This window comes from Maribacter sp. BPC-D8 (assembly GCF_035207705.1).
Classification (GTDB): Bacteria; Bacteroidota; Bacteroidia; order Flavobacteriales; family Flavobacteriaceae; genus Maribacter.
The window spans coordinates 4,002,882-4,026,040 of sequence record NZ_CP128187.1 but is presented as its reverse complement, the minus strand read 5'-3'; the positions used below and the strand labels follow the sequence as shown (position 1 = coordinate 4,026,040).

Genomic DNA, 23,159 nt, shown 5'->3' with positions numbered 1-23,159 from the left:
AGGCTTTTATAGATACTTACTCCTACCTGCCCAACGTACTCAAAGAAATGGACTGCTTAGAGGCAGAAGGAAAATATTGGAAGGAGATTTTGGTAGGTGGGATAGATCACTTGTTTAGAGGATTAATCATTTCTAAATTATGCGATGATCCTAATTTTAATGTAAAATTGGAAAAATGGGATAGCGTTATATCTCAATCAAAATATAAAATCTGGCATTCTTATTATAATACGTTAAAAGAACACCTTAAAACGATAGAGCCTATTTATCCGTATTACAAGAATGTGTAAAATATAAGATTTTGTCACCCACCGCTAGCACATGCGTCACATTTGTACCTGTAAAAGTAAGAACGTGAATACATATTATAGATTCAAATTTAACGTATACCTCTATGAGGTTTTACTAATAAAAAAGATATCACAAATCATTTTTATTTAATTTTATTATTGTTTTTCGATAATTTTTATATATTTGTTATCGTTAAACAATAATAATGGAGAAACTTTATAAATTATTAAGATGGATTATAGTTGGCTTAATATTTACTTTAGGATTAAATTTCTTAGATATTTTGGTCAAAATAATTAGGTACTTCGTTAATGGAGAAATTAATCTTAAAAAAATCCTATCTATAAATTTCAATCAATTTTTTTCGGATATAGAGTTTATAATAATCTGTTTAATTATTGAACTCCTTTTAGGCTATTTGCTATACCTCCTTTTAAAACTAATATATTTCTCTTGGACCTTAGACGACAATAAATTATTCTCAAAAAAGAGCTATAAACTATTATACTTATCAGGTAAGGTGATTATATTCATTTCTATTTTATTTATTGGAATTGAAATATTTGTAGAAGTTAAATCAATAGACCAAAGTTTTTTCTCAATCGAAGATACACTGACATACAGCATAGGCTATATTGGCTATATTCTTGGTATACTTTTAAAAATACTGTACCAATGGATTCCCCTTTTAATACTCGGAATCATTACTTTAATTTTTGCTGAACTTATTGAAAAAGGTATAGTTCTTAAATCTGACAACGACTTAACTATATAAAAAGAATACCATGAAAATTTTTGGTCCAAAATCACTTTCAGCATTCTTCTATTTTATCTTTAGAAGTGTTTCAATTGTACTCTTGACTTTTCTAATCTATATGGAATTTGCTTTTATTACCGATAGATTCACTGTAAACAATGGTAGATTTAATATGAAAATTCCTTTATCAGGAAGCTCTATTGATGGTAATTATCAATCTAGCGATATACTAACTATATCCTTAATTCTCATATTCGGAATTTTACTGCTCTATTTACTTTCTAACATTTTTAAAGCCCTAAAACAAACTGTCATATTTAATAAGGGCATCATCAAAAATTTGAAACTCTTAACCATCCTAAATTTAATTATTGGTCCTGTTTTATACTTTCTAATTCAATACCCAATAATGCATCATAATAAATTAGGAAACATTCATAACCTTATATTATTGGTCATCTTTGGAATGATTTCTTTATTTCTTACTTACGTGTTTCAAAAGGGCTTTAGCGTACAATCTGAAAACGACTTAACCATATAACCATGAGCATAGTCGTAAACTTAGACAACGTATTATCTGAAAGGAACTTAAAAAGCAAAGAGTTAGCAGAAATGATAGGTATTACCGAAGCTAACCTTTCTATTCTAAAATCAGGTAAAGCTAAAGCAATTCGTTTTTCTACACTAGAAGCTATTTGCAAAGCCTTAGATTGTCAGCCTGCTGATATATTAGCATATGAAAAGGAATAAAAAAAGGCTACACTTTTCAGCGTAGCCTATATAATTTATAATAAAATGTACTAATTAATCTGCAAGTACAATAACTCTATTATTCTTAAGCTCAATAGTACCGCTAGAAATTTGTAATACTGTACTACCGCTAGCATCTTTAGTAAACTTAGAGGCATATTCTTCTTCTAAAGAAATATTACCTGTAATTTTAACCTTACCTTCTTGTAACAATGATACAATTGGGGCGTGGTCTTTTAACATTTGAAACTCACCATTTATACCTGGTACCGTAACCGAAGTTACTTCGCCAGCAAATAATGTTGCTTCTGGTGATACAATTTCTAAATACATATTTTTTAAGTATTCAGTAATCAGTGTTCAATAATCGAATGCAAAACTGCAAACTGCTACTGCAAACTGTTTACTAGATTTAAGCTTCAGTCAACATTTTTTCACCTGCTTCGATAGCCTCTTCGATAGTACCTTTAAGGTTGAAAGCAGATTCTGGTAAGTGATCTAATTCACCATCCATAATCATATTAAATCCTTTTATAGTCTCTTTAATATCAACTAATACACCCTTAAGACCTGTAAACTGTTCAGCTACGTGGAAAGGCTGAGATAAGAAACGTTGTACACGTCTTGCTCTACCTACGGCAGATTTATCTTCTTCAGACAATTCTTCCATACCTAAGATGGCAATAATATCTTGAAGTTCTTTATAACGTTGTAAAAGCTCTTTTACTCTTTGGGCACAATCATAATGCTCTTTACCTAAAATAGCAGCTGTTAAAATTCTTGATGTTGAATCAAGAGGATCAACCGCTGGGTAAATACCTAGCTCAGCAATTTTACGAGATAATACCGTAGTTGCATCTAAGTGAGCAAACGTTGTTGCCGGTGCTGGATCCGTTAAATCATCTGCAGGTACGTAAACTGCCTGTACAGAAGTAATAGAACCTCTTTTTGTTGATGTAATACGCTCTTGCATAGCACCCATCTCTGTTGCCAAAGTTGGTTGGTACCCTACCGCAGATGGCATACGACCTAATAATGCCGATACCTCTGAACCTGCTTGTGTAAAACGGAAAATGTTATCTACGAAGAAAAGTACATCTTTACCTTGACCTTCACCTGCTCCATCACGGAAATACTCTGCAATCGTCAAACCTGAAAGTGCAACTCTCGCACGTGCTCCTGGTGGTTCATTCATTTGACCAAAAACGAATGTCGCTTTTGAACCTTTCATTACCTCTTTATCTACTTTTGACAAATCCCATCCGCCTTCTTCCATAGAATGCATGAATTCGTCACCGTATTTTATAATACCTGATTCTAACATCTCACGAAGTAAATCATTTCCTTCACGAGTTCTTTCACCTACCCCAGCAAATACAGAAAGACCACCATGACCTTTTGCAATGTTGTTAATCAATTCTTGGATCAATACTGTTTTACCTACACCAGCACCACCAAATAAACCAATTTTACCACCTTTTGCATAAGGCTCGATCAAATCGATTACTTTAATACCTGTAAATAAAACTTCAGTAGAAGTTGAAAGATCTTCGAATTTTGGAGCTTCTCTGTGTATTGGAAGACCAGCTTTTCCTGCTTTAGGCAAATTACCTAAACCATCAATAGCGTCACCAATCACATTGAATAAACGACCGTATACATCATCACCTACTGGCATTTGTATCGCACTTCCTGTAGCAACTACATCTACTCCTCTGCTTAAACCATCAGTAGAATCCATTGAGATAGTTCTTACCGTGTTTTCACCTACATGAGATTGTACTTCTAATACTAAAATCGAGTTATCCTTTTTTACAATTTCTAAGGAATCATAGATTCTAGGAAGATCAGCACCTGACTGAAATTCTACATCAACCACGGGTCCAATGATTTGCGAAACTTTACCTGTAACTTTTGACATTACTTATATGTTTATGTATTACGTTTAATATATTCTGAAAAATGCTCTCATTTTCAGGCTGCAAAGATATAGTTTTCAATTTTAAAGAAAAATTGTTTTTTTCCTTTTTTACAAAAGTAAAAAGGTGCCTATAAAGCACCTTTTAAATCTTACTATTTTATATACGTCTATTGTAGTGTAGCCGGGTAGTTAGTCGGATAATCACCAACATTCAATAAGCTACCTGATGTCTCAAAATTAGAGCCATATGTAGCATCAATAGCTTTCATAAACTCATTTGCCAACAATGCATAACCTCTAGCTGTTGGATGAATACCGTCTAAAGAGAAGGCTCCACCTGTTACTAAATTTGATTGTAAAGTGAAATCTCCACTAGTGATACCACCATTAGCCAATTGATTCAATAATGTATTTGCATCTACAAAAGCCAAACCTGCTTGACTAGCCGTAGCTTCAATAATTTGATTAAATGCTGCCGTAGCTACCGCAATTTCTTCTTGCTCGCTAGGTATTAACACCCATTTATCTTCTAAAGGAAGAGAGATACCTTCAACCGAAAACTGACCTGCCAACGCTTGCGGCAAACCTGCTGCCATTAAAGCACCTACAGATTCTAAATTTACAGTACCTATTATTGCAGCACTTGGTAATACAAATAAATCTGAAGCCGTTGCCTCTCTTGTTTGACCATAAGTGTTACCCAACAACCCAGCAACTAAAGGTGCTGCTTGCACTGGTAAGCCAAATGACTGTACAAATGCAGGGAATGTTGGACTAGCGCTTAAGACGCCCGCAATTTGAGCAGATAAATCTGTTAGCGTTTCATCTCTAATAACCACTTCACTTGCCTTAGTTTCTGAAAATTTAATAGAACGTTCTGGAACTCCTAAAAATTCATAAACCTGATTTAACTGTCCGAATATTCCATTTAACGTCGCTATTTGTCCTCCAAAATCTGGATTAGTAGGGTCTAAAGGATTATGAGGTACCGTTGTAAAATGTGGTACATCTGTAACATTAGGAATATTTGCAACAACTCCTTGTACCCCTCCTGCTGTTAAGGTAGCTATTAAAGCTCCATAACTACCATCAAAACCTTGACCTGGTGCTCCTGAAACAGGTGTAATAGGATTTGTACCGTCACCACCTGTAGTAGCATATCCTAATACATCATTATTACCAATCCATAGTGAGAAAAAGCTAGGTGTTTGGCTTACTGCCATTTGTAATACACTAATATCTGGTGTTGCACCCGTCATTCTTACGAAATAAGGATTAGCAAGACCTAATTGCACGTTGGCTACATTACCATAACCAGGTGCCAATAAGTGAAAACTTTTCGCCCCAGGCACTCCTAAATTATTAAAAGGACCTGTTGGATTATTCAATGCAATATCTGTAGTAACAGTTACATCTCCGATCAGAGTCTCTAAGCCAACTGGACCCGCACCACCAAAGACCAATCTAGGGTTTTGAATTCGAGTACCAGCAAGTGCTAAACCACCTATATTATCACTAGTTAATGGCTGTACAAAACTACCACCACCAACTAGACTGAATTTTTGAGAAAGTAAATTAGGTATTGATAAGTTTTGACTCGCCTGAAACAAGGCACCATCTGTAAAACCTGCAGTCAATGAATTTCCTAAAGAAACATAATTAGAAAAATCTGCTGATCCCGCTGTTAAGGCAGGCAGCTCTTCTGCCATTATTTCTGGCTCAAGGTCAACATCTTCTGGGTCATTACAAGCTGTAAAAGCCAAGACACCTAAAGAAATGTATAAATATTTTAAGTTTTTCATTTCAACTTTTAATTTTAATTAGTTGTTAATTGTCCAAGATAGGTAGTACATAGAACCAATATACCCAGTACCGAATGCTGTGAAGTATTCTTTATTAGTAAGGTTCGTACCCCCTAATTTGAAAGTAGATTTGATACTTGGCACATCGTAATTAATTTGAGCATCTACTACATGAAATTCTGGAACAACGCCATTACCGAAAGTAGCTTCCCAGAAATAATCATCACTAAATCTGTACGACACATTAAATCCGAAATTATCAAATAACTCTTTGTTACCAAAAGATGCTTTGAACTTGTGCTCTGGTGTGTTGAAATTCAACATTACATCTGGATTAGCCTCACGGTCGAAATCTAATTTAGTAAAGGTATAACTACCGCCTAAATCAAAATTACCAAGTACTTTCATATCTAAACCTAAAGATGCTCCGTACGAATTTACATTTGCATCAGTATTCGTGTAAGCGCTATATGCTTGAAAATCTCCATTTGCTATTGCAGCTACAGAAAGTGCACCATCACCTGCTTCACCATAGAATGGAGCAATAACAACCTCTTGAGAAATAAAATCTTCGTAACTATTATAATAGGTACTAAAATCTACAACCAGCTTATTAATCTTACCTCTGTACCCAATTTCAAAAGAGGTAACTTTTTCTGGCTTAATTAAATCTGGATTAGAAACTTCTAATACCGCAGGGTTTCCTGTTTCGCCTAATTCTGTAACCGAAGCAGCAGAATATGAGTTAGTGTATGCAGCACCACCAGTTTGTGTAATTTGTGATGGCTGACCCAAAAGTTGACCACTTGCACTTACAGCATAATCTCTAGTATATCTGTCTAAGTTGCTCTCAGCAGAACCAACTAGTATCGCTCTACCAGCATTTAAGCCAATAAAAAGATCTTGAGTAGTAGGGTTTCTAAAACCTGTTTGAGCAGATGCTCTAATATTATGATTTCTGCTCAATGTATAACCAGCAGATAATCTTGGAGAATAAAAACCATCAAAAAGCTCTGACTTATCATATCTAACAGAACCGGTTAGTTTTAAACTTTTATCACCTTCAAAAGGAAGTGTTTTTTGAACTTGAGAATAAATTCCGAATTCAGAATACCTAATTGGCCCGTCGAAATCTGTATAGATAGTACCAGAAGAATTTAAATCATACTCTCTGAAAGAACCACCTAATTGAATTTCTGCCCAATCGATTAAATGACTAAAGTTATAATTGGCATCTGCATGGTAATATTTTGATGCATCTTGAAATTTTGAACCTGTAGATAAATCTGGATCAGCAACACTTCTATTAAAAGCAGCTTCAAATTCAGGAGATCCTGGTAAATATCTTCCAGATTCTGCTTGAGCTCTAGCGGCAGCATGTGCTTGTTCATCTGTAGCTCCTCCTAAAGTAGCCTGCACATATGCACCAGTATACTCACCGAACCAAGTATTGTCATCTTTCCACGCTCTGTTAATATTGATACCCGTAAATACCATATCATAAGAATCACCTGACTTATCGCCAACCACATAACCTCTTACAAAAAAGTTATCGTTTTTGATTTCAAGTTTATGTTGCTCTTGAAAGAAGCCTTTAATGTTATATCTATTAGTACCTTGATAAATTGTATTACCCGTACCCACTTTACCAACATAAGAAAGCTCTAAACTATTATCTTCAATAGGTCTATAAAACAAACCCCAATCAGCCTTTATACTTTCTGCATTGTAATTTGTAAGATCACTTTCACTATAACCAGTTCTACTTACTACTTCTGAAGGAACCAATGCATTTGCACCAGCAGGTAAAATACCCAGACCTTCTAAAGTAAGCGCTACTTCTTTTATGTTTGTAGAAACCTCATCTCCATAAATATTTACCCCATCATAGTTCAAATCAGCTCTAGTACCGCCTGGCGTAGTTTTATCATCTTGATTATTTGCAGCCCAATCAGTTCCTTTTAAGTAACCGAAATTAACTTTCACAGCAAATTTATCACTGAACTTATGTGCTGCTCTAATACCGAAATCAGTATAAGAGTTATCACCAGCCGCTTGCTGAGAAGTAATACCTTGTTTGATAGAAACACTAATACCTTCGTAATCGAACGGACTCTTACTACGCATGAACAAAATACCATTAAAAGCATTTGCACCATATAATGCAGAAGAAGCACCTGGTAATAATTCAACACTTAGTACATCTGTTTCAACCATACCTACCAAGTTACCGATAGGGAAGTTTAATGCTGGCGTAGAGTTATCCATACCATCTACAAGTTGCATGAAACGCGTATTTGCAAAAGAAGCAAAACCTCTAGTGTTTACAGATTTAAAAGTTAAACTATTTGTGTTTACATCAACACCTTTTAAATTCTCTAGTCCGCCATAGAAATCGGCAGCCGTTGTGTTCTTTATTTCAGAAACACCTATTCTTTCAACCGTAACCGGCGATTCGAAAATACGTTCTGGAGTTCTAGATGCTGAAATAACCACCTCATCTAAAAAAGTTTGTGACTCGTTTAAAGTAATTGTAATGGTTTGGCTTGCACTAGTAATACTTTCTTTAGTACTAGTATACCCAATGCTTGACACCTCTATTTTAAAAGGCGGCACTTCGGATGTTGCCAAATTGAAATTACCATCAAAATCTGTTACAGTACCAATGGTTGTGCCAACAATAACAACATTGGCCCCTGGTATAGGCTCGTTGTTTTGGTCAACAACATTACCATTGATATTGGTTTGGGAATACCCAAAAGTACCAATAACCATCAATGCTAAAAGTAGTATTGTTCTCATTCTTAATCAAAGTTTAAAATTAGTTGAGGGTTAAGATACAGATTATTTTAAACGAAGTATAAGAATTTGAAAAAAATTATGCGTGCATAGTAAAATTCCTGTAACCAAATATGTGTAATTTTAAGAAATACGCAATTAACTTAACTATAACAGTCCTCAGAAATTCTCTCCAAATTTGATTTATCTACATAAAAAAGAAGCACATACAAATAAAAAAGGGACGTGAAATAAATCACGCCCCTTTATAATCTTATTAAATATAAATTTTATTCTACAGTAACCGATTTAGCAAGGTTTCTTGGTTGATCTACATTACAATTTCTCATTACTGCAATATGATAAGAAAGTAATTGCAAAGGAATTGTAGTTAATAACGGCGTTAAGCTTTCTAAAGTTTCTGGCACCTCAATTACATGATCTGCCAAATCTCTAACCTGCTCATCACCTTCAGTAACGATTGCTATAATCTTACCTTTTCTAGATTTTATTTCTTGAATATTACTTACTACCTTTTCGTAATGCCCCTTTTTAGTTGCTATTACAAAAACTGGCATATGCTCATCGATTAATGCTATAGGACCATGCTTCATTTCTGCAGCAGGATAACCCTCTGCATGAATGTAACTAATCTCTTTCAACTTAAGAGCTCCTTCTAATGCTACCGGAAAATTATAACCCCTACCTAAATAAAGGCAGTTAGTTGAATCTTTATAAACATCAGCAATAATTTCAATCAATGTATTCGATTGTAAAGCCTTTTCAACTTTACTCGGAATTGTTTCCAATTCAGTTAAATATTCATGATATCTAGATTCAGAAAAAACACCTTTCGCCTTAGCCAGTTTTAATGCCATTAGCGTTAAAACGGTAATTTGAGTAGTAAATGCTTTTGTAGATGCAACACCAATTTCTGGTCCTGCATGTGTATATGCACCAGCATCTGTTTCTCTTGCAATAGAAGACCCTACTACATTACATACACCAAAAACGAAGGCACCCTTTTCTTTAGCTAATTTAATAGCGGCTAATGTATCTGCTGTTTCACCAGATTGTGAAATTGCAATTAAAACATCTTTATCTGTTATAACAGGATTTCTATATCTAAATTCAGATGCATATTCTACCTCTACAGGTATTCTTGCCAAATCTTCAAATATATACTCAGCAACTAAACCAGCATGCCATGAAGTACCACAAGCTACTATAATAATTCTATTGGCGTTTAAGAATTTTTCCATGTTAAGGTCAATTCCCGCCATTCTTATTAAACCCTGATCAGCCAATAAACGACCTCTATACGTATCTTTTATAGCTCTTGGTTGCTCATATATTTCTTTCAACATAAAGTGATCATAACCACCTTTCTCAATTTCTTCAAGATTCATCTGAAGCTCCAAAATTCTTGGATAAGCAACTGAATCATCTTTAATTTTTCTAAGCTTAATTTCTTTTCCTAATCGAATAATAGCCATCTCTTCATCTTCAAGATAAATAGCATTATTTGTAAACTCAATAAAAGGAGATGCATCTGAAGCGATAAAAAATTCCCCTTCACCAATTCCAATAGCCAAAGGACTACCTAATTTAGCAACTACAATTTCATCTGGTTTTTTCTTATCAAAAACCGCAATAGCATATGCACCAACCACTTGATTAAGTGCAATCTGAACTGCTTTTCCTAATTTAACACCTTCAGTCTTTTGAACTTCTTCTATTAAATTAATTAAAACTTCAGTATCTGTGTCAGAGTGAAATATATAACCACGCTTAGTCAACTCTTGTTTTATAGCCTCATAGTTTTCAATAATACCATTATGGATTATTACTAACTCGCCTGAATTAGAATAATGAGGATGAGAATTAACATCATTTGGAACACCATGTGTTGCCCAACGGGTATGACCTATACCAATAGTACCCTTTTGAGAAATCTCTTTAGCTTTATTTTTTAAATCTTCAACCTTACCCTTTGTTTTGGCTAGATTGATTTGGTTACCATCAAACAATGCAATACCTGCACTATCATAACCACGATATTCTAATCTTTGAAGTCCTTTTATAACTATAGGAAAAGCTTCCCTATACCCTATGTATCCTACAATTCCACACATATTACTATCAATTTGAAAATTTTATCTAATATTTAATCGAACATTAGATATACGAACAAGCCTAATATTTAGACCATTTAGGTTATACAACGTAAATAATTAGGAAGTGGTATATAAACTTTGAACAAAATCGGAACACTATACTAGAAATATTTTCTAATCTGCTTTAGTATATGATATTTCAAGCTTTAACCTTTTGTCAAAATCGGGATCTGTAGCCTCAAGATTACTGCCAAAAAGAATAGTACCTAGCGGAGTAACTGTAGAAGTCATTGCTAGCCTCTCTTCACCACCTACTACTTTTGCATCTGCAATACTCCAATTTTGGATATTAGTAGTTAATGTCAAAGCTAAAGTTGCATTCGTAGAATCTCTAACTACCATATTATTAATATGATCAGTTATTTTGACAGAATACTTAACACCCTTATCACTAGATTTCTCTATTATTCCATCATAATTAAGATAAGTACCAAACAGCGCGGGTGAACCAGTATCAATCTGTTCTGTTAACGTATTTATCAAAGGAAATTTATTCTCAGCATTATATAAATAAAGTCTTGGCGGCTCTAACTTGCTGCCAGAAGCATCCAGTTGATCTCTGTCTATATAAAAAACCAAATTAGCTTCATTTATAACCCAGTTTTCACTTTTAATTTGTTCTAAAATACTTTCACCACCATCTTCTTCAAAAAGATTAATTTCAGCATAAGTACCCGAACCTCCTTTTAAATATACTCTTGATGCATTCTCGCCATTATCTAACGCTTGTACAATCTGAGGACCATAATTTTCTGTAATTAGGGTATTTACCGCATTACCATTAACAGCTCCAGTTGTACTCCCCGTTAAGAATGAAAACGTAAAATCTTTTTCTAAAATATTATTTGGGTTATCATCACTTGTATCGTCAACAGTACCATTAGTATCATAGTTAGTGTAACTATAAGTCATAGTAATATTAGAACTTTTTAAGTCAAATAACAACATAACATCATTACCTGTATTATCAGTTATTGAAAAGTGGAGTCCACGAATGAACTCAGTAAAATTTGATTGACTTATTAATTCCGAATCCCCCTCTTTATCTAGAATATTAGTTTGAAAAAACTCATTATCTAATGCAACTCTAATACCTGGCTGGACCTTGGTAAATGTTAAGGACTCATCTACATCTTCAGTAGATTCATCATCATCATTCTGTATTAATATTTCTTCATCATTAATTTCAACAACACCATCAAACAATGGATCTCCTGTTACGAAATCTGGTGAAAAAACTTGATTAGAATAATATTCTTGTGCCTCTTGAAAACTTGCATTTGGATCCAAGTCACGTAAGAAAAACGTAGAACGCTCAACCTTCAAGTTAAATGAAGGCAAATTTGACCCGCCCACATCATCATAGTTTTCACCATTAATGTAGATACTGTCTAATTCTACTTTTTTAGCGAAGTTGTTTGTGAAAATTGTAGCCCCATTAGGATCATTTAAACCATCGCGATCTTCATCTACACTAGTATCGTCTAACGGATCTGTATTAGATGCAGTTTCAATAATATTAGAAACTCCATCGCCATCATTGTCATTATCACTATTTTCCGGCTCCGCATCAAATTCATCTGCAACCCCATCACCATCATTATCCAACGAACTCGTGTTTGTCAAAAAAGGAATATAAAGAAATACCTCTTTCACAGTCTCATTCTCTTGAACTACAGTTATAGAAACATCTTCTTCACCCGCCGTATCTTCTACTGCCTGCGATAAACCACCAAACGAAGGGCTTGCCGCACTTAGAAAAAGTTGCGATGTTACAGAAGCATCTGTTCTACCATAGATAGGATCGTTATAAGTACCTAATTGATATATTGGCAATTTATTGGTTTGTACAGCCTCAATGTTCTTATTATATGCAAAAACATCATACACTTCTGTCCCTGTAGTAAATGGCTCATTACCAACCACCCCAGAACCTACGGTAGTTAAATCTTGTTCGCAAGAAACCAAAAGACCCAATATCAATAACAATCCCGAAAATTTGGGAAGAGCGGAATTAGCAATAAAATTCATTCAGATTATTTTAAAACTTCGGTGTTATAAAAATTAGCATACGCCTCTTCAAATTCTTGAACAGGAACATATGGCAACACTGGTTTTTCTTGGTTGGCAATATGGTTTTCTAATTCTTCTGGAATATCTTCGGAAGCTAAAATAATTGCATCAGAATAATCAACAGCTACCTTTAACAAATTATTATAAGTAGGATCGCCTAAAGATGCAATCGCTTCTTCTGGTATACCATCAAAAGCAATTCTTTTAACCATATCTTTATCTAAAGCGCCTTCAAAAGTTTTACCGTAAACCGACAATACTATTTTACTATCTGCAAAAAGTGGCTCGTCAGCATAATACTTCTTAAGATATAATGGTAATAAACTTGCCATCCATCCATGAACATGAATAATATCTGGTGACCAATTTAATTTTTTCACCGTCTCCATAACTCCCTTTGCAAAGAAAATTGCACGTTGGTCGTTATCTGGAAAAAGGTTTCCTTCCTTATCTGTAAATGTAGCTTTACGCTTGAAGTACTCTTCGTTATCGATGAAGTAAACTTGAATTCTCTCTTTAGGTATAGATGCTACCTTAATGATCAATGGCATATCCATATCATTGATGACCAAGTTCATACCTGATAGTCTAATTACTTCGTGTAATTGATGCCTTCTTTCGTTAATGTTCCCATATCTAGGCATGAAAATCCTGATCTGACCACCATTGCTGTTGACCATTCTAGGTGTTTCATAAGACATTAGGGAAACTTCGTTTTCGGGTAAGTAAGGAACTAATTCAGAAGATACAAATAATATCTTTTTACCATTCATAGAGGTTATATTTTATTTTTCACTGAAACGCAACTGCAAAATTACAAAAAATATAGAGATTAGCAGTAATTATAGTAAGTTTGCTCGCTAATGAACTTTTCAATGCCGGTAATACAGACCAAAACCAAGCTAACAGAAGAACTAAATAAACTAGGCAACAATCAAGACTTAGGTCTTGTACCCACTATGGGCGCCCTACATAAGGGGCATGCTTCGCTCATACAAAAAGCGGTTGAAGAAAGTGAGAATGTCGTTGTAAGTATTTTTGTCAATCCTACTCAATTTAATAATAAAGAAGATTTAGACAAATACCCGAAAACTTTAGCATCTGACGTTCAATTGATCTCAGCTATTTCAGATAATATTATAGTTTTTGCACCTGATGTAGCCGAAATATACCCAGACACCATTATTCCTAAAATCTATGATTTTGAAGGACTTGATAAAGTCATGGAAGGAGAATTTAGAGATGACCATTTTAATGGTGTAGGCACAATAGTAGAAGAGCTTCTTAAAACCGTAAAACCTACAAGAGCTTATTTTGGAGAGAAAGATTTTCAGCAATTACGTATCATTCAAAAACTTACCGAAATACAACATATACCTGTCGAGATAATTGGCTGTGAAATAATACGAGAGGATCACGGCTTAGCAATGAGCTCAAGAAACGAAAGGTTAAGCGAAAAAACACGACTTAAAGCTGCATTTATATATGATACATTAAAAACTGCCAAAATAAAATTTGGCATGGAAAATGTACTAAACGTAAAAGATTGGGTGATTAATGAGTTTGAAAAAACCGACGAATTTCAGTTAGAATATTTTGACATTACAGATGTTGAAACATTGACCCCAATTCAAAATAAAATAAATAATGTAAAATACAGGGCGTTTATTGCCGTTTACGTTGAAGACGTAAGACTCATAGATAATATAGCCTTAAATTAGTATAAGATATGCAAATAGAAGTAGTTAAATCAAAAATACATCGAGTAAAAGTTACTGGTGCCGACCTTAATTATGTAGGTAGTATTACTATCGATGAAGATTTAATGGATGCCGCAAATTTTATTCGTGGCGAAAAAGTTCAGATTGTCAACAATAACAATGGCGAAAGATTAGAGACCTACATTATTCCTGGCCCAAGAAAAAGTGGAGAAATAACCCTAAATGGAGCCGCAGCAAGAAAAGTATCTGTTGGTGATATTTTAATTTTAATTTCTTATACTTGGATGGATATTGAAGATGCAAAAAAATTCAACCCTTCTTTAGTTTTCCCTAACGAAGTAAATAATCTTTTAACCTAAAAGTTGACGAATACCCTAAAAAAAAATCTTAAGACCATACTCCCAATTGCATTGGGAGTTTTTTTAGTTTGGTACTCTTACAATTCAACAACACCAGAAAATAGAAAGGAAATTATCTTTTACATTAAAGAGGCGAACCCGCTTTATGTATTTCTTTCTGTTTTATTAGGCATACTAGGGCATATTTCTAGAGCAGTACGCTGGAATTATCTTTTAGAACCATTAGGATACAAGCCTAAACTCACAAATAACATCTTAATTATATTAACCTCTTATTTTGCCAATTTAGGTATCCCCAGAACTGGTGAAATATTAAGAGCAACAGCGCTGACTACTTACGAAAATGTTCCTTTTGAAAAAGGATTTGGCACTATTGTAACAGAAAGAGTTATAGATGTAATTATGCTACTTTTAATAGTAGCAGTGGCATTTTTGCTACAGACCGATGTTATTATGGGCATTCTTCAAGAACGCGGCTTCAATGCAACCGGACTCATACTTCTCGCATTAGCAGGTATAGCTTTATTCTTTGTTTTCATTTTTATTATAAAAAAATCTAAGAGTGCATTTGCTCAAAAAATAAAAACATTCGTAAAAGGACTTCTTGACGGAGTGTTCAGTATTTTTAAAATGAAAAATAAATGGTTGTTTATTTTTCATACTTTCTTCATTTGGGGATGCTATATCGGCATGCTTTGGATCATAAAATTTACGGTCCCTGAAACTATTTCACTTACGCTTAGTCAACTCTTGGTCGCCTTTGTGGCTGGGGCTTTCGCCATGGCAACTACCAATGGCGGCATAGGTCTTTACCCCATCGCCGTAAGTAGCGCTTTAGCCATCTTTGGGATCAGCGCAGTGTCTGGTGATGCGTTCGGGTGGATTATATGGATTGCACAGACTCTAATGATAGTTGTTTTTGGTGCAATATCTTTTCTTTTATTACCGTTATTAAACCGTAGTAAATAGTATACTTTCAACTAATAATTACCTTTTATGCGTTATGTAGCTTTAATATTCGCACTTTTATTTGGGATAACATCCTATGCTCAAGTGACACAAGAAATCTTCGAATCTTTTAAACTTCAAGAACGAAGAGATGTTCATTACTATTTTCCTGAAAATATGGATGAAACCAAAAAGTACCCTTTAATCATTGTACTTGATGGCGAATATCTATTTGAACAGGTAGTGGCAACCTCGAAATTTTATAGTCGTTTTCACGGTATGCCACAGAGTATTGTTGTGGGTATAAACCAAAGCGAAAATGATTTAAGGTATGAAGATTGCGCCTTTGATCAAGATAGCGGCCTGCCTTCAGAAAAAGGAAAAAGTTTTTATGAATTTATAGGAATGGAACTAATACCCTACCTAGACCTTAATTACAGTACAGCGCCTTTTAAAATGATTGTAGGCTATGACATTACAGCTAACTTCATGAACTACTGGTTGTTTAAAGACAATTCTGTTTTTGATGGCTATGTAAGTATTTCACCTACTCTTGCGCCAGAAATGGAAAGTAGAGTACCTATGCGATTAGGCATCATTGAAGACCAAATATTCTATCAGTTAATTGTTGAAGGGGAAGCTAGTAATGACAAGCAACGAATTTTAACAATGGACAAAGGTTTGAAAGCCATAGACAAAGAGTCTTTGCATTATTTCTTTGATGAATATACAAATGCAGATCATATTTCTGTTGCTACCTATGGCATCGGAAAAGCATTTGATAATATCTTCGGAATGTTTAAACCTATCAGCCCGAAAGAATACAAAACCCAGATATTAACTAGTGAAGAGCCAGTTTATAATTATTTAGAAAACAAATACCAAGGCATTGTCGATATGTTCGGTTTTAGCAAGCCTGTTGAACTAAATGATATTATGGCAATATATGCGGCATCTCGTAAAAAGGAGGATTTTGAGTCGCTTAAACCTTTATCTGACCTTTGTAAAAAAGAGTACCCAGAGACGATGCTAGGTTTTTATTTTGAAGCTGAATACTATGAACAACTTGGCGAACCTAAGAAAGCATTAAGAACATTTGAAAAATCTTTTCAAATGGAAGAAATAGATTTTTTAACTAAAGAAATGGCCCTTGAAAAAATGGATGCACTAAAAGCCGATTTCGGTTTTTAAAAATTATTATATTAAATAAACGGCTATCCCAAATTAGCCTAACCTACTTAATTATGATTAAAATTGACGCAATGTACTTCGTGTTCTCCGGAGTGCTCTTTACTTATTTTGGCTTAAAAGGAGAATTTATCTTAGCCTATAACGGTATTGCCCTATTTATGGCGTGGGCATCATTTTTCCTCGCCTTTAGTGCTTTTAAAAAAGAACGGTCCGGTGAAAATTAGCCTATAATTTCATTCTAAAATATAATCGTTTCAAACTTCTTGCTACCTTTAGCTTTTTCAATAAAAGCTAAAAATGGCCAAAACTAAAACTGCATTTTTTTGTCAAAATTGTGGTACTCAATATGCCAAATGGGTAGGGCAATGCTCTGCTTGTAAACAATGGAATACCGTTGTTGAAGAAGTGGTACAAAAAGAAGAGAAGGCAAGTTGGAAAACTCCTTCTCAGACCTCAAAAAGAGTCTCTAAACCTCTTTTGGTTAATGAAATTAGTATTGAAAAAGAAGTACGCCTAAACACTTTTGATCTCGAATTCAATAGAGTTCTTGGTGGTGGCTTAGTACCTGGTGCATTAGTACTTCTTGGTGGTGAACCTGGTGTCGGAAAAAGCACCTTACTGCTACAAATCGCTTTAAAACTACCTTATAAAACGCTATATGTTTCTGGTGAAGAAAGCCAAAAACAGATTAAAATGCGTGCCGATAGAATTCACCCAAACAGTCAAACCTGTTTTATTCTAACGGAAACGAAAACCCAAAATATCTTTAAACAGATTGAAGCTACAGAACCCGATATTGTAGTTATCGATTCTATACAAACGCTTCACTCTGATTACATAGAATCTGCCGCAGGTAGTATTTCGCAAATACGAGAATGTACTGCCGAGCTTATAAAATTTGCCAAAGAAACGAACACACCCGTAATTCTTATTGGTCATATCACTAAAGATGGCTCTATTGCCGGACCTAAGATTCTAGAGCATATGGTCGATACTGTTCTGCAATTCGAGGGTGATCGTAATTATGTTTATCGTATTCTTAGATCGCTAAAAAATAGATTCGGATCAACTGCAGAATTGGGTATTTATGAAATGCAAGGCAGCGGATTGCGTGAAGTCAACAACCCTTCTGAAGTTTTGATTTCTAAAAATGATGATGGATTAAGTGGTACCGCAATTGCCTCGACCGTAGAAGGCATGCGACCTTTACTTATTGAAATTCAAGCACTTGTGAGTACTGCTGTTTACGGTACTCCACAACGTTCTACTACTGGCTATAATGCCAAAAGATTAAATATGCTATTGGCAGTATTAGAAAAACGCGCCGGTTTTAAACTAGGCGCAAAAGATGTTTTCTTAAACATAACTGGTGGTATTTCTGTAGATGATCCAGCAATAGATTTAGCTGTTGTTGCCGCAATTCTATCAAGCAATGAAGACATACCCATTGACAAGGGTATTTGTTTTGCTGCAGAAGTTGGTTTAGCTGGTGAAATTAGACCGGTACAACGGGTAGAGCAACGTATTCTTGAAGCCGAAAAATTAGGTTATGACACCATAATTATTTCAAAAAGTAATAAAATAAGTCTTAAATCGACCAAAATTAAAATTTTAATGGCTTCGAAAATTGAAGAAATTGCTGGCAATTTATTCAGTTAACGCTTGTCTCTCATTATTCTAGCCAAAACCATAATGATTATTATTACTACTAGAATAAGGACTATTTGTCCGAATCCGACTTTTAATAAAATAAGGCTTCCCATATTATGGTGCTGGATTTGGTATTGAGTTGTGAATGGCTTCTATTTCTTTTAAAACATCTTCGGATAAATCAACATCTATACTACCAATATTTTCTTCTAATTGCCTGATGCTTGTGGCACCAATAATAGTACTGGTTACAAAAGGTCTCGTATTTACAAACGCCAAAGCCATTTGTGCTAACGTTAGACCATTTGTCTGTGCCAAATCATAATATCTTTTTGTCGCCTCTACAGCTGTATCGCCGATATATCTATTATAATGAGGAAATAAACTTAATCGAGAACCTTCTGGCATTCGATCACCTAAATACTTACCACTCAACGCACCAAATCCCATCGGAGAATATGCCAATAGACCTACTTGCTCTCTCATAGAAATTTCTGCCATACCCACTTCAAAAAGTCTATTTAATAAACTATATGGATTCTGAACTGTAATGGTTCTAGGCAAAGTGCCATGAACTTTACTCTCCTCCAAAAAACGCATGGTACCCCAAGGTGTTTCGTTAGATATACCTACATGTTTAATTTTACCCTCGCGTATTAAATCGCGCATGGTTTCTAAAACCTGATGAATATTATCTTCCCAGTGGTCAGATACGTCATGCTTGTATCCTCTTTGACCAAAATAGTTTGTGCTTCTGTCTGGCCAATGCAGTTGATATAAATCGATATAATCTGTTTGTAAACGCTGCAAACTCCCTTCCACCGCATCAATAATAGACTCTCTAGTAAACCCGGTAGTTCGAATAAACTTCGTCATATCGGCTTTTCCTGCAATCTTAGAAGCTAAAACGATATCTTCTCTATTACCGTTTTTCTTAAACCAATTACCAATAACTTTCTCGGTAGCGGCATACCTGTCTTTATGTGCAGGAATAGGATACAGCTCAGCAGTATCTAAAAAATTAACACCTTTATCAATGGCGAATTTAATTTGCTCATGACCTTCTTCTTCGGTATTCTGATTACCCCAGGTCATAGTACCCAAACATATTTTACTTACTTCAATATCTGTATGCGGTAAATTGGTATAAATCATTCAATTTAAAATTTGCAATCCTTAAATACAAAATTACTAAATATATTAAGGGTACTTGTATCCATTTCGTTAACTCTCTACCTCTATCAAAATAGGGCAATGATCACTGTGCTTCGCCCCTGTTAAAATTACAGACCTAGACAACCTATCTTTCAACGTAGAAGCTACCATGGCATAATCTAAACGCCAACCCTTATTGTTATTTCTAGCATTCGCCCTATAACTCCACCAGGTATAATTATCTGGCTCAGAATTAAATTCCCTAAAACTATCTATGAATCCGCTTTTCATGAAATCTCCTATCCATTCTCTTTCCACCGGTAAAAAACCAGATACGTTTTTTAATCCTACAGGGTTATGAATATCTATTGCTTCATGACAAATATTATAATCTCCAAGTACTATTAAGTTCGGATTCGTCTTTTTAAGATTATCGGCATACTCTTGAAAATCTGCCATATAAGTAAGCTTAAAATCTAAACGCTGCATATTTGAACCTGAAGGCAAATACATGCTCATGATAGAAATATCACCAAAATCGGCACGAATATTTCTCCCTTCGAAATCCATATAATCGATGCCTGTGCCAAACACCACAGTATCTGGCTCGGTCTTAGAGAGTATAGCAACACCACTATAGCCCTTCTTTTGAGCGCTATACCAATAATTGTATTTATAACCCGCCTCTTCGAACAATGAAAGATCGAGCTGATCCTCGTTAGCCTTAATTTCTTGAAGACAAACTACATCTGGCGATACGGTACCCAACCATTCTAAAAAACCCTTTCTTAATGCTGCCCTAATTCCATTTACATTATAAGATATGATCTTCATCTCTATTCATTTTGCCTTAAAAATAAAAAAGAGTTGAAGATTAAAGGTGCATACTTTCTATTAAAATCATAATTTCACATCTTTTAAAAAATATTTGCATTTTAAAACGCATCTTATGAACAAGATTATTTTTTCTATTGCCTTACTATTTATATCAGCTTCTTCTTTTGCACAAGCTTACCATGACAACGAAAACAGTCATGAAGTAAAATTGAATATTGGTCAATTTTTGGTGACTTCTACTGTAGAATTCGGTTACGAATATTACATCAATGAAGATACTAGTATTGGAGGTACTCTTTATTTTGATGGAAAATCTACAGATTATAACGGTAATTTTGGAATAGGACCCAATTTGAGAGCCTACTTTGGTTACGGACCTAAAAGTGGTCTATTTGCTGAAGTATTCGGATTGTATTATACGGGTGATGATAATGATGACACCGAAAATCTAGGCGGTAGAAATTACGATTATTCAACCGTAGCACTTGGTCTTGGCGGTGGATATAAATGGTCAACGAGAAGTCAAAAATTTACTATAGAATTAAATGGTGGTTTAGGCAGAAACATTAATCCTGAAGATTTTCAGAAGGATTTTATGTTCAAAGCCGGTTTATCTTTAGGTTACCGCTTTTAATAGGTATTTTTGGGGTTTTACCCTTCTATGAAAAGAATATTCTCCCTTCTACTTATTACCTCAATTTCTTCAAGTCTTTTTGCACAAAATACTGTCGAAAAAGATAGTATTACCCAATTAAGCGAAGTTATTGTAATAGATACGCTTACTGCTAAAAATGCCATTGGCATTATACCTTCACAAACGATTGGCGCTACAACATTTGCAAATTATAGTCCGGTAGATTTCATCAGCTCTATCAATCAAGTTTCTGGGCTTTATGCATTATCTGGCGCTTTAAATACCAACAGAATAACTATTAGAGGGGTCGGTTCAAGAACATTATACGGCACAGACAAACTAAGGCTATACTATAATAACATTCCAATTACCAACGGAACAGGGTCTTCAACTATTGAAGCTTTTGACTTAGAGAACTTAACTTCTGTTGAAATCATTAAAGGACCAAAAGGAACAGGATTTGGCACAAATTTAGGTGGAGCAATTATCTTAAACACCAAACAACTGAGCGACCAACCTACTAAATTTACCAATAATACTACTATTGGTTCTTTCGGATTATTTAAAAACAGTTTAGGTTTTACCCATTCACAAAAAGATTTTTATATGACCTTTCAATATGGCCATATGGAGATAGATGGATACCGCGAAAACAACAGATTTGAACGTGACGGATTCCTTTTAAACACCATTTTCAAACTTTCAGAAAAAAGTGAAGTCGGACTTCTGGTAAATCATATCGATTACTCGGCTCAAATCGCTAGTTCAATAAGCCAAGAAGATTTCGATGAAGACCCTACTCAAGCTGCCTTTACGTGGAGGTCAGCCAAAGGGTACGAAGACAACAATTATAGCCTAATAGGCCTTTCTCATACATACTATGCAAATTCTAAACTTAAAAATACTACTAGTCTATTCTACACTTATTTAGATCATTATGAACCTGCACCGTTTAATATTTTAGATGAATACACAAATGGTTACGGCTTAAGAACATTGTTCTCAGGTACTTTAAATATTTCTGAAAATGCCCTTTCATACACTTTTGGAGGTGAGCTTTATAAAGATGAATATTCTTGGGGAACATTTGAAAATCTTTATCAAGAGAATGACGGCAATGGAAGCTTACAAGGAGATCGATTATCTAAAAACAAAGAATTTCGAAGTCAAATTAACGGTTTTGCTACAGCATCGTATTCATTTACAAATAAGTTGACCGCACAATTAGGATTAAATATTAATAAAACTCAGTATGATTTTAGAGATCTTTTTAACTCTGGTGCATCAAGTACAAGTGCTTATAGGGATTTTAAAACCTTATTCTTGCCCAGTTTAGATTTAAACTACGCTATTTCACCTACAAATAAACTTTATGCGAATGTTAGCCGCGGATTTTCAAACCCCGGATTAGAAGAAACATTAACGCCTGACGGCATCATCAATCCTGATATTGTTCAAGAAACAGGTACGAACTATGAGATTGGTATTGAGCATAAAAGTAAAGACGATAGACTAAAATTAGAGGTCGCTTTTTACTTAATGCCCATAAAAAACTTACTCGTAGCTAAACGCGTAGGAGATAACCAGTATATTGGGCGTAATGCAGGTAAAACTAAACATCAAGGTATTGATTTAGACCTAAATTATCGTATCAGCCTAACCGATAAAATAACAATTTCGCCATTTATAAGCTACACCTATAGTAATCATAAATTTGTTGATTTCATAGACGAGGAAGCTGATGAAGATTATTCTGAAAATGCATTAACAGGTGTACCCAAAAACAAAATAAACTCTGGTATACAAACTAATTTTGGAAACGGATTATTTGCAAATATCACCCATCAATTTATAGATGAAATTCCGCTAACAGATGCGAATTCACTTTATAGCAACTCCTTTAATTTATTGAACATTAAAGTGGGCTATAAAAATCAAATTACAGAAAAATTACGGGTAGGTCTAGATTTTGGCATCAATAATCTAACAGACACAAAGTACGCCCAATCAGTATTAATTAACGCTACCGGATTTGGAGGAAATGCCCCAAGGTATTTCTACCCTGGGAACACTATTAATTATTATGGCGGTGTAAAGTTGAATTACACCCTTTAA

General features: G+C 34.6%; 21 protein-coding genes. 12 read left to right on the top strand and 9 right to left on the bottom strand.

Features of this window, described 5'->3' with window-relative positions:
• Positions 1 to 47 precede the first annotated feature (47 nt).
• From QSV08_RS17680 to QSV08_RS17665, 4 genes are all read left to right on the top strand, one after another.
• Positions 48 to 290, top strand: a complete 243-nt coding sequence (locus QSV08_RS17680; protein WP_324025029.1) for a hypothetical protein — start codon at positions 48 to 50, stop codon at positions 288 to 290.
• Positions 291 to 496: 206 nt separating this feature from the next.
• A complete protein-coding gene (locus tag QSV08_RS17675) occupies positions 497 to 1,066 on the top strand; it encodes a hypothetical protein (protein WP_324025028.1) in 570 nt (189 codons plus the stop codon).
• 10 nt (positions 1,067 to 1,076) lie between these two features.
• Positions 1,077 to 1,589, top strand: coding sequence for a DUF2975 domain-containing protein (locus tag QSV08_RS17670; protein ID WP_324025027.1), 513 nt, complete (start codon positions 1,077 to 1,079; stop codon positions 1,587 to 1,589).
• A 2-nt stretch (positions 1,590 to 1,591) separates the two neighbouring features.
• The gene (locus QSV08_RS17665) at positions 1,592 to 1,798 is read left to right on the top strand and encodes a helix-turn-helix domain-containing protein (protein WP_073240904.1); all 207 of its coding nucleotides are present in this window, start codon (positions 1,592 to 1,594) and stop codon (positions 1,796 to 1,798) included.
• A 54-nt stretch (positions 1,799 to 1,852) separates the two neighbouring features.
• Here the strand turns inward: QSV08_RS17665 and QSV08_RS17660 are convergent, their stop codons facing one another.
• The 7 genes from QSV08_RS17660 to QSV08_RS17630 all read right to left on the bottom strand — a co-directional run bounded on the left by QSV08_RS17660 (position 1,853) and on the right by QSV08_RS17630 (position 13,322).
• The gene (locus QSV08_RS17660) at positions 1,853 to 2,131 is read right to left on the bottom strand and encodes a F0F1 ATP synthase subunit epsilon (RefSeq protein ID WP_299321619.1); all 279 of its coding nucleotides are present in this window, start codon (positions 2,129 to 2,131) and stop codon (positions 1,853 to 1,855) included.
• Positions 2,132 to 2,210: 79 nt separating this feature from the next.
• Positions 2,211 to 3,719, bottom strand: a complete 1,509-nt coding sequence (atpD, locus tag QSV08_RS17655) for a F0F1 ATP synthase subunit beta (protein ID WP_324025026.1) — start codon at positions 3,717 to 3,719, stop codon at positions 2,211 to 2,213.
• A 167-nt stretch (positions 3,720 to 3,886) separates the two neighbouring features.
• Positions 3,887 to 5,521: an SGNH/GDSL hydrolase family protein gene (locus tag QSV08_RS17650; protein WP_324025025.1), complete on the bottom strand. Its 1,635-nt coding sequence runs from the start codon at positions 5,519 to 5,521 to the stop codon at positions 3,887 to 3,889.
• An 18-nt stretch (positions 5,522 to 5,539) separates the two neighbouring features.
• A complete protein-coding gene (locus tag QSV08_RS17645; protein WP_324025024.1) occupies positions 5,540 to 8,323 on the bottom strand; it encodes a TonB-dependent receptor in 2,784 nt (927 codons plus the stop codon).
• A 266-nt stretch (positions 8,324 to 8,589) separates the two neighbouring features.
• Positions 8,590 to 10,434 carry a glutamine--fructose-6-phosphate transaminase (isomerizing) gene (gene glmS, locus QSV08_RS17640; RefSeq protein WP_324025023.1) on the bottom strand — a complete coding sequence of 615 codons (1,845 nt, stop codon included), beginning with the start codon at positions 10,432 to 10,434 and terminating at the stop codon, positions 8,590 to 8,592.
• A gap of 156 nt (positions 10,435 to 10,590) precedes the next feature.
• Complete coding sequence (locus tag QSV08_RS17635; protein ID WP_324025022.1) at positions 10,591 to 12,507, bottom strand: DUF4270 domain-containing protein; 1,917 nt, start codon at positions 12,505 to 12,507, stop codon at positions 10,591 to 10,593.
• 5 nt (positions 12,508 to 12,512) lie between these two features.
• The gene (locus tag QSV08_RS17630) at positions 12,513 to 13,322 is read right to left on the bottom strand and encodes a glycogen/starch synthase (protein ID WP_324025021.1); all 810 of its coding nucleotides are present in this window, start codon (positions 13,320 to 13,322) and stop codon (positions 12,513 to 12,515) included.
• A gap of 102 nt (positions 13,323 to 13,424) precedes the next feature.
• On the opposite strand from QSV08_RS17630, the gene panC reads away from it, so the two are divergent.
• The 6 genes from panC (at position 13,425) to radA (ending at position 18,427) form a co-directional block, all read left to right on the top strand.
• Positions 13,425 to 14,270, top strand: a complete 846-nt coding sequence (gene panC / locus QSV08_RS17625; RefSeq protein ID WP_324025020.1) for a pantoate--beta-alanine ligase — start codon at positions 13,425 to 13,427, stop codon at positions 14,268 to 14,270.
• A gap of 8 nt (positions 14,271 to 14,278) precedes the next feature.
• A complete protein-coding gene (gene panD, locus QSV08_RS17620) occupies positions 14,279 to 14,629 on the top strand; it encodes an aspartate 1-decarboxylase (protein ID WP_324025019.1) in 351 nt (116 codons plus the stop codon).
• Between the two features lie 3 nt (positions 14,630 to 14,632).
• On the top strand, positions 14,633 to 15,598 hold the full coding sequence (locus QSV08_RS17615; RefSeq protein ID WP_324025018.1) for a lysylphosphatidylglycerol synthase transmembrane domain-containing protein: 966 nt from the start codon (positions 14,633 to 14,635) through the stop codon (positions 15,596 to 15,598).
• 27 nt (positions 15,599 to 15,625) lie between these two features.
• Positions 15,626 to 16,768: an alpha/beta hydrolase gene (locus tag QSV08_RS17610; RefSeq protein WP_324025017.1), complete on the top strand. Its 1,143-nt coding sequence runs from the start codon at positions 15,626 to 15,628 to the stop codon at positions 16,766 to 16,768.
• Positions 16,769 to 16,821: 53 nt separating this feature from the next.
• Positions 16,822 to 16,992, top strand: coding sequence for a hypothetical protein (locus QSV08_RS17605; protein ID WP_155941599.1), 171 nt, complete (start codon positions 16,822 to 16,824; stop codon positions 16,990 to 16,992).
• 73 nt (positions 16,993 to 17,065) lie between these two features.
• A complete protein-coding gene (gene radA, locus QSV08_RS17600) occupies positions 17,066 to 18,427 on the top strand; it encodes a DNA repair protein RadA (RefSeq protein WP_299321573.1) in 1,362 nt (453 codons plus the stop codon).
• A gap of 105 nt (positions 18,428 to 18,532) precedes the next feature.
• On the opposite strand, the gene QSV08_RS17595 is transcribed toward radA, so the two are convergent.
• The gene (locus tag QSV08_RS17595; protein WP_324025016.1) at positions 18,533 to 19,573 is read right to left on the bottom strand and encodes an aldo/keto reductase; all 1,041 of its coding nucleotides are present in this window, start codon (positions 19,571 to 19,573) and stop codon (positions 18,533 to 18,535) included.
• A gap of 69 nt (positions 19,574 to 19,642) precedes the next feature.
• Positions 19,643 to 20,407, bottom strand: coding sequence for an exodeoxyribonuclease III (locus tag QSV08_RS17590; protein WP_324025015.1), 765 nt, complete (start codon positions 20,405 to 20,407; stop codon positions 19,643 to 19,645).
• Positions 20,408 to 20,522: 115 nt separating this feature from the next.
• On the opposite strand from QSV08_RS17590, the gene QSV08_RS17585 reads away from it, so the two are divergent.
• Together QSV08_RS17585 and QSV08_RS17580 are read left to right on the top strand one after the other, a co-directional pair.
• The gene (locus QSV08_RS17585) at positions 20,523 to 21,044 is read left to right on the top strand and encodes a hypothetical protein (RefSeq protein WP_324025014.1); all 522 of its coding nucleotides are present in this window, start codon (positions 20,523 to 20,525) and stop codon (positions 21,042 to 21,044) included.
• Positions 21,045 to 21,071: 27 nt separating this feature from the next.
• Entirely contained in the window at positions 21,072 to 23,159 is a 2,088-nt protein-coding gene (locus QSV08_RS17580; RefSeq protein WP_324025013.1) for a TonB-dependent receptor, read from the top strand.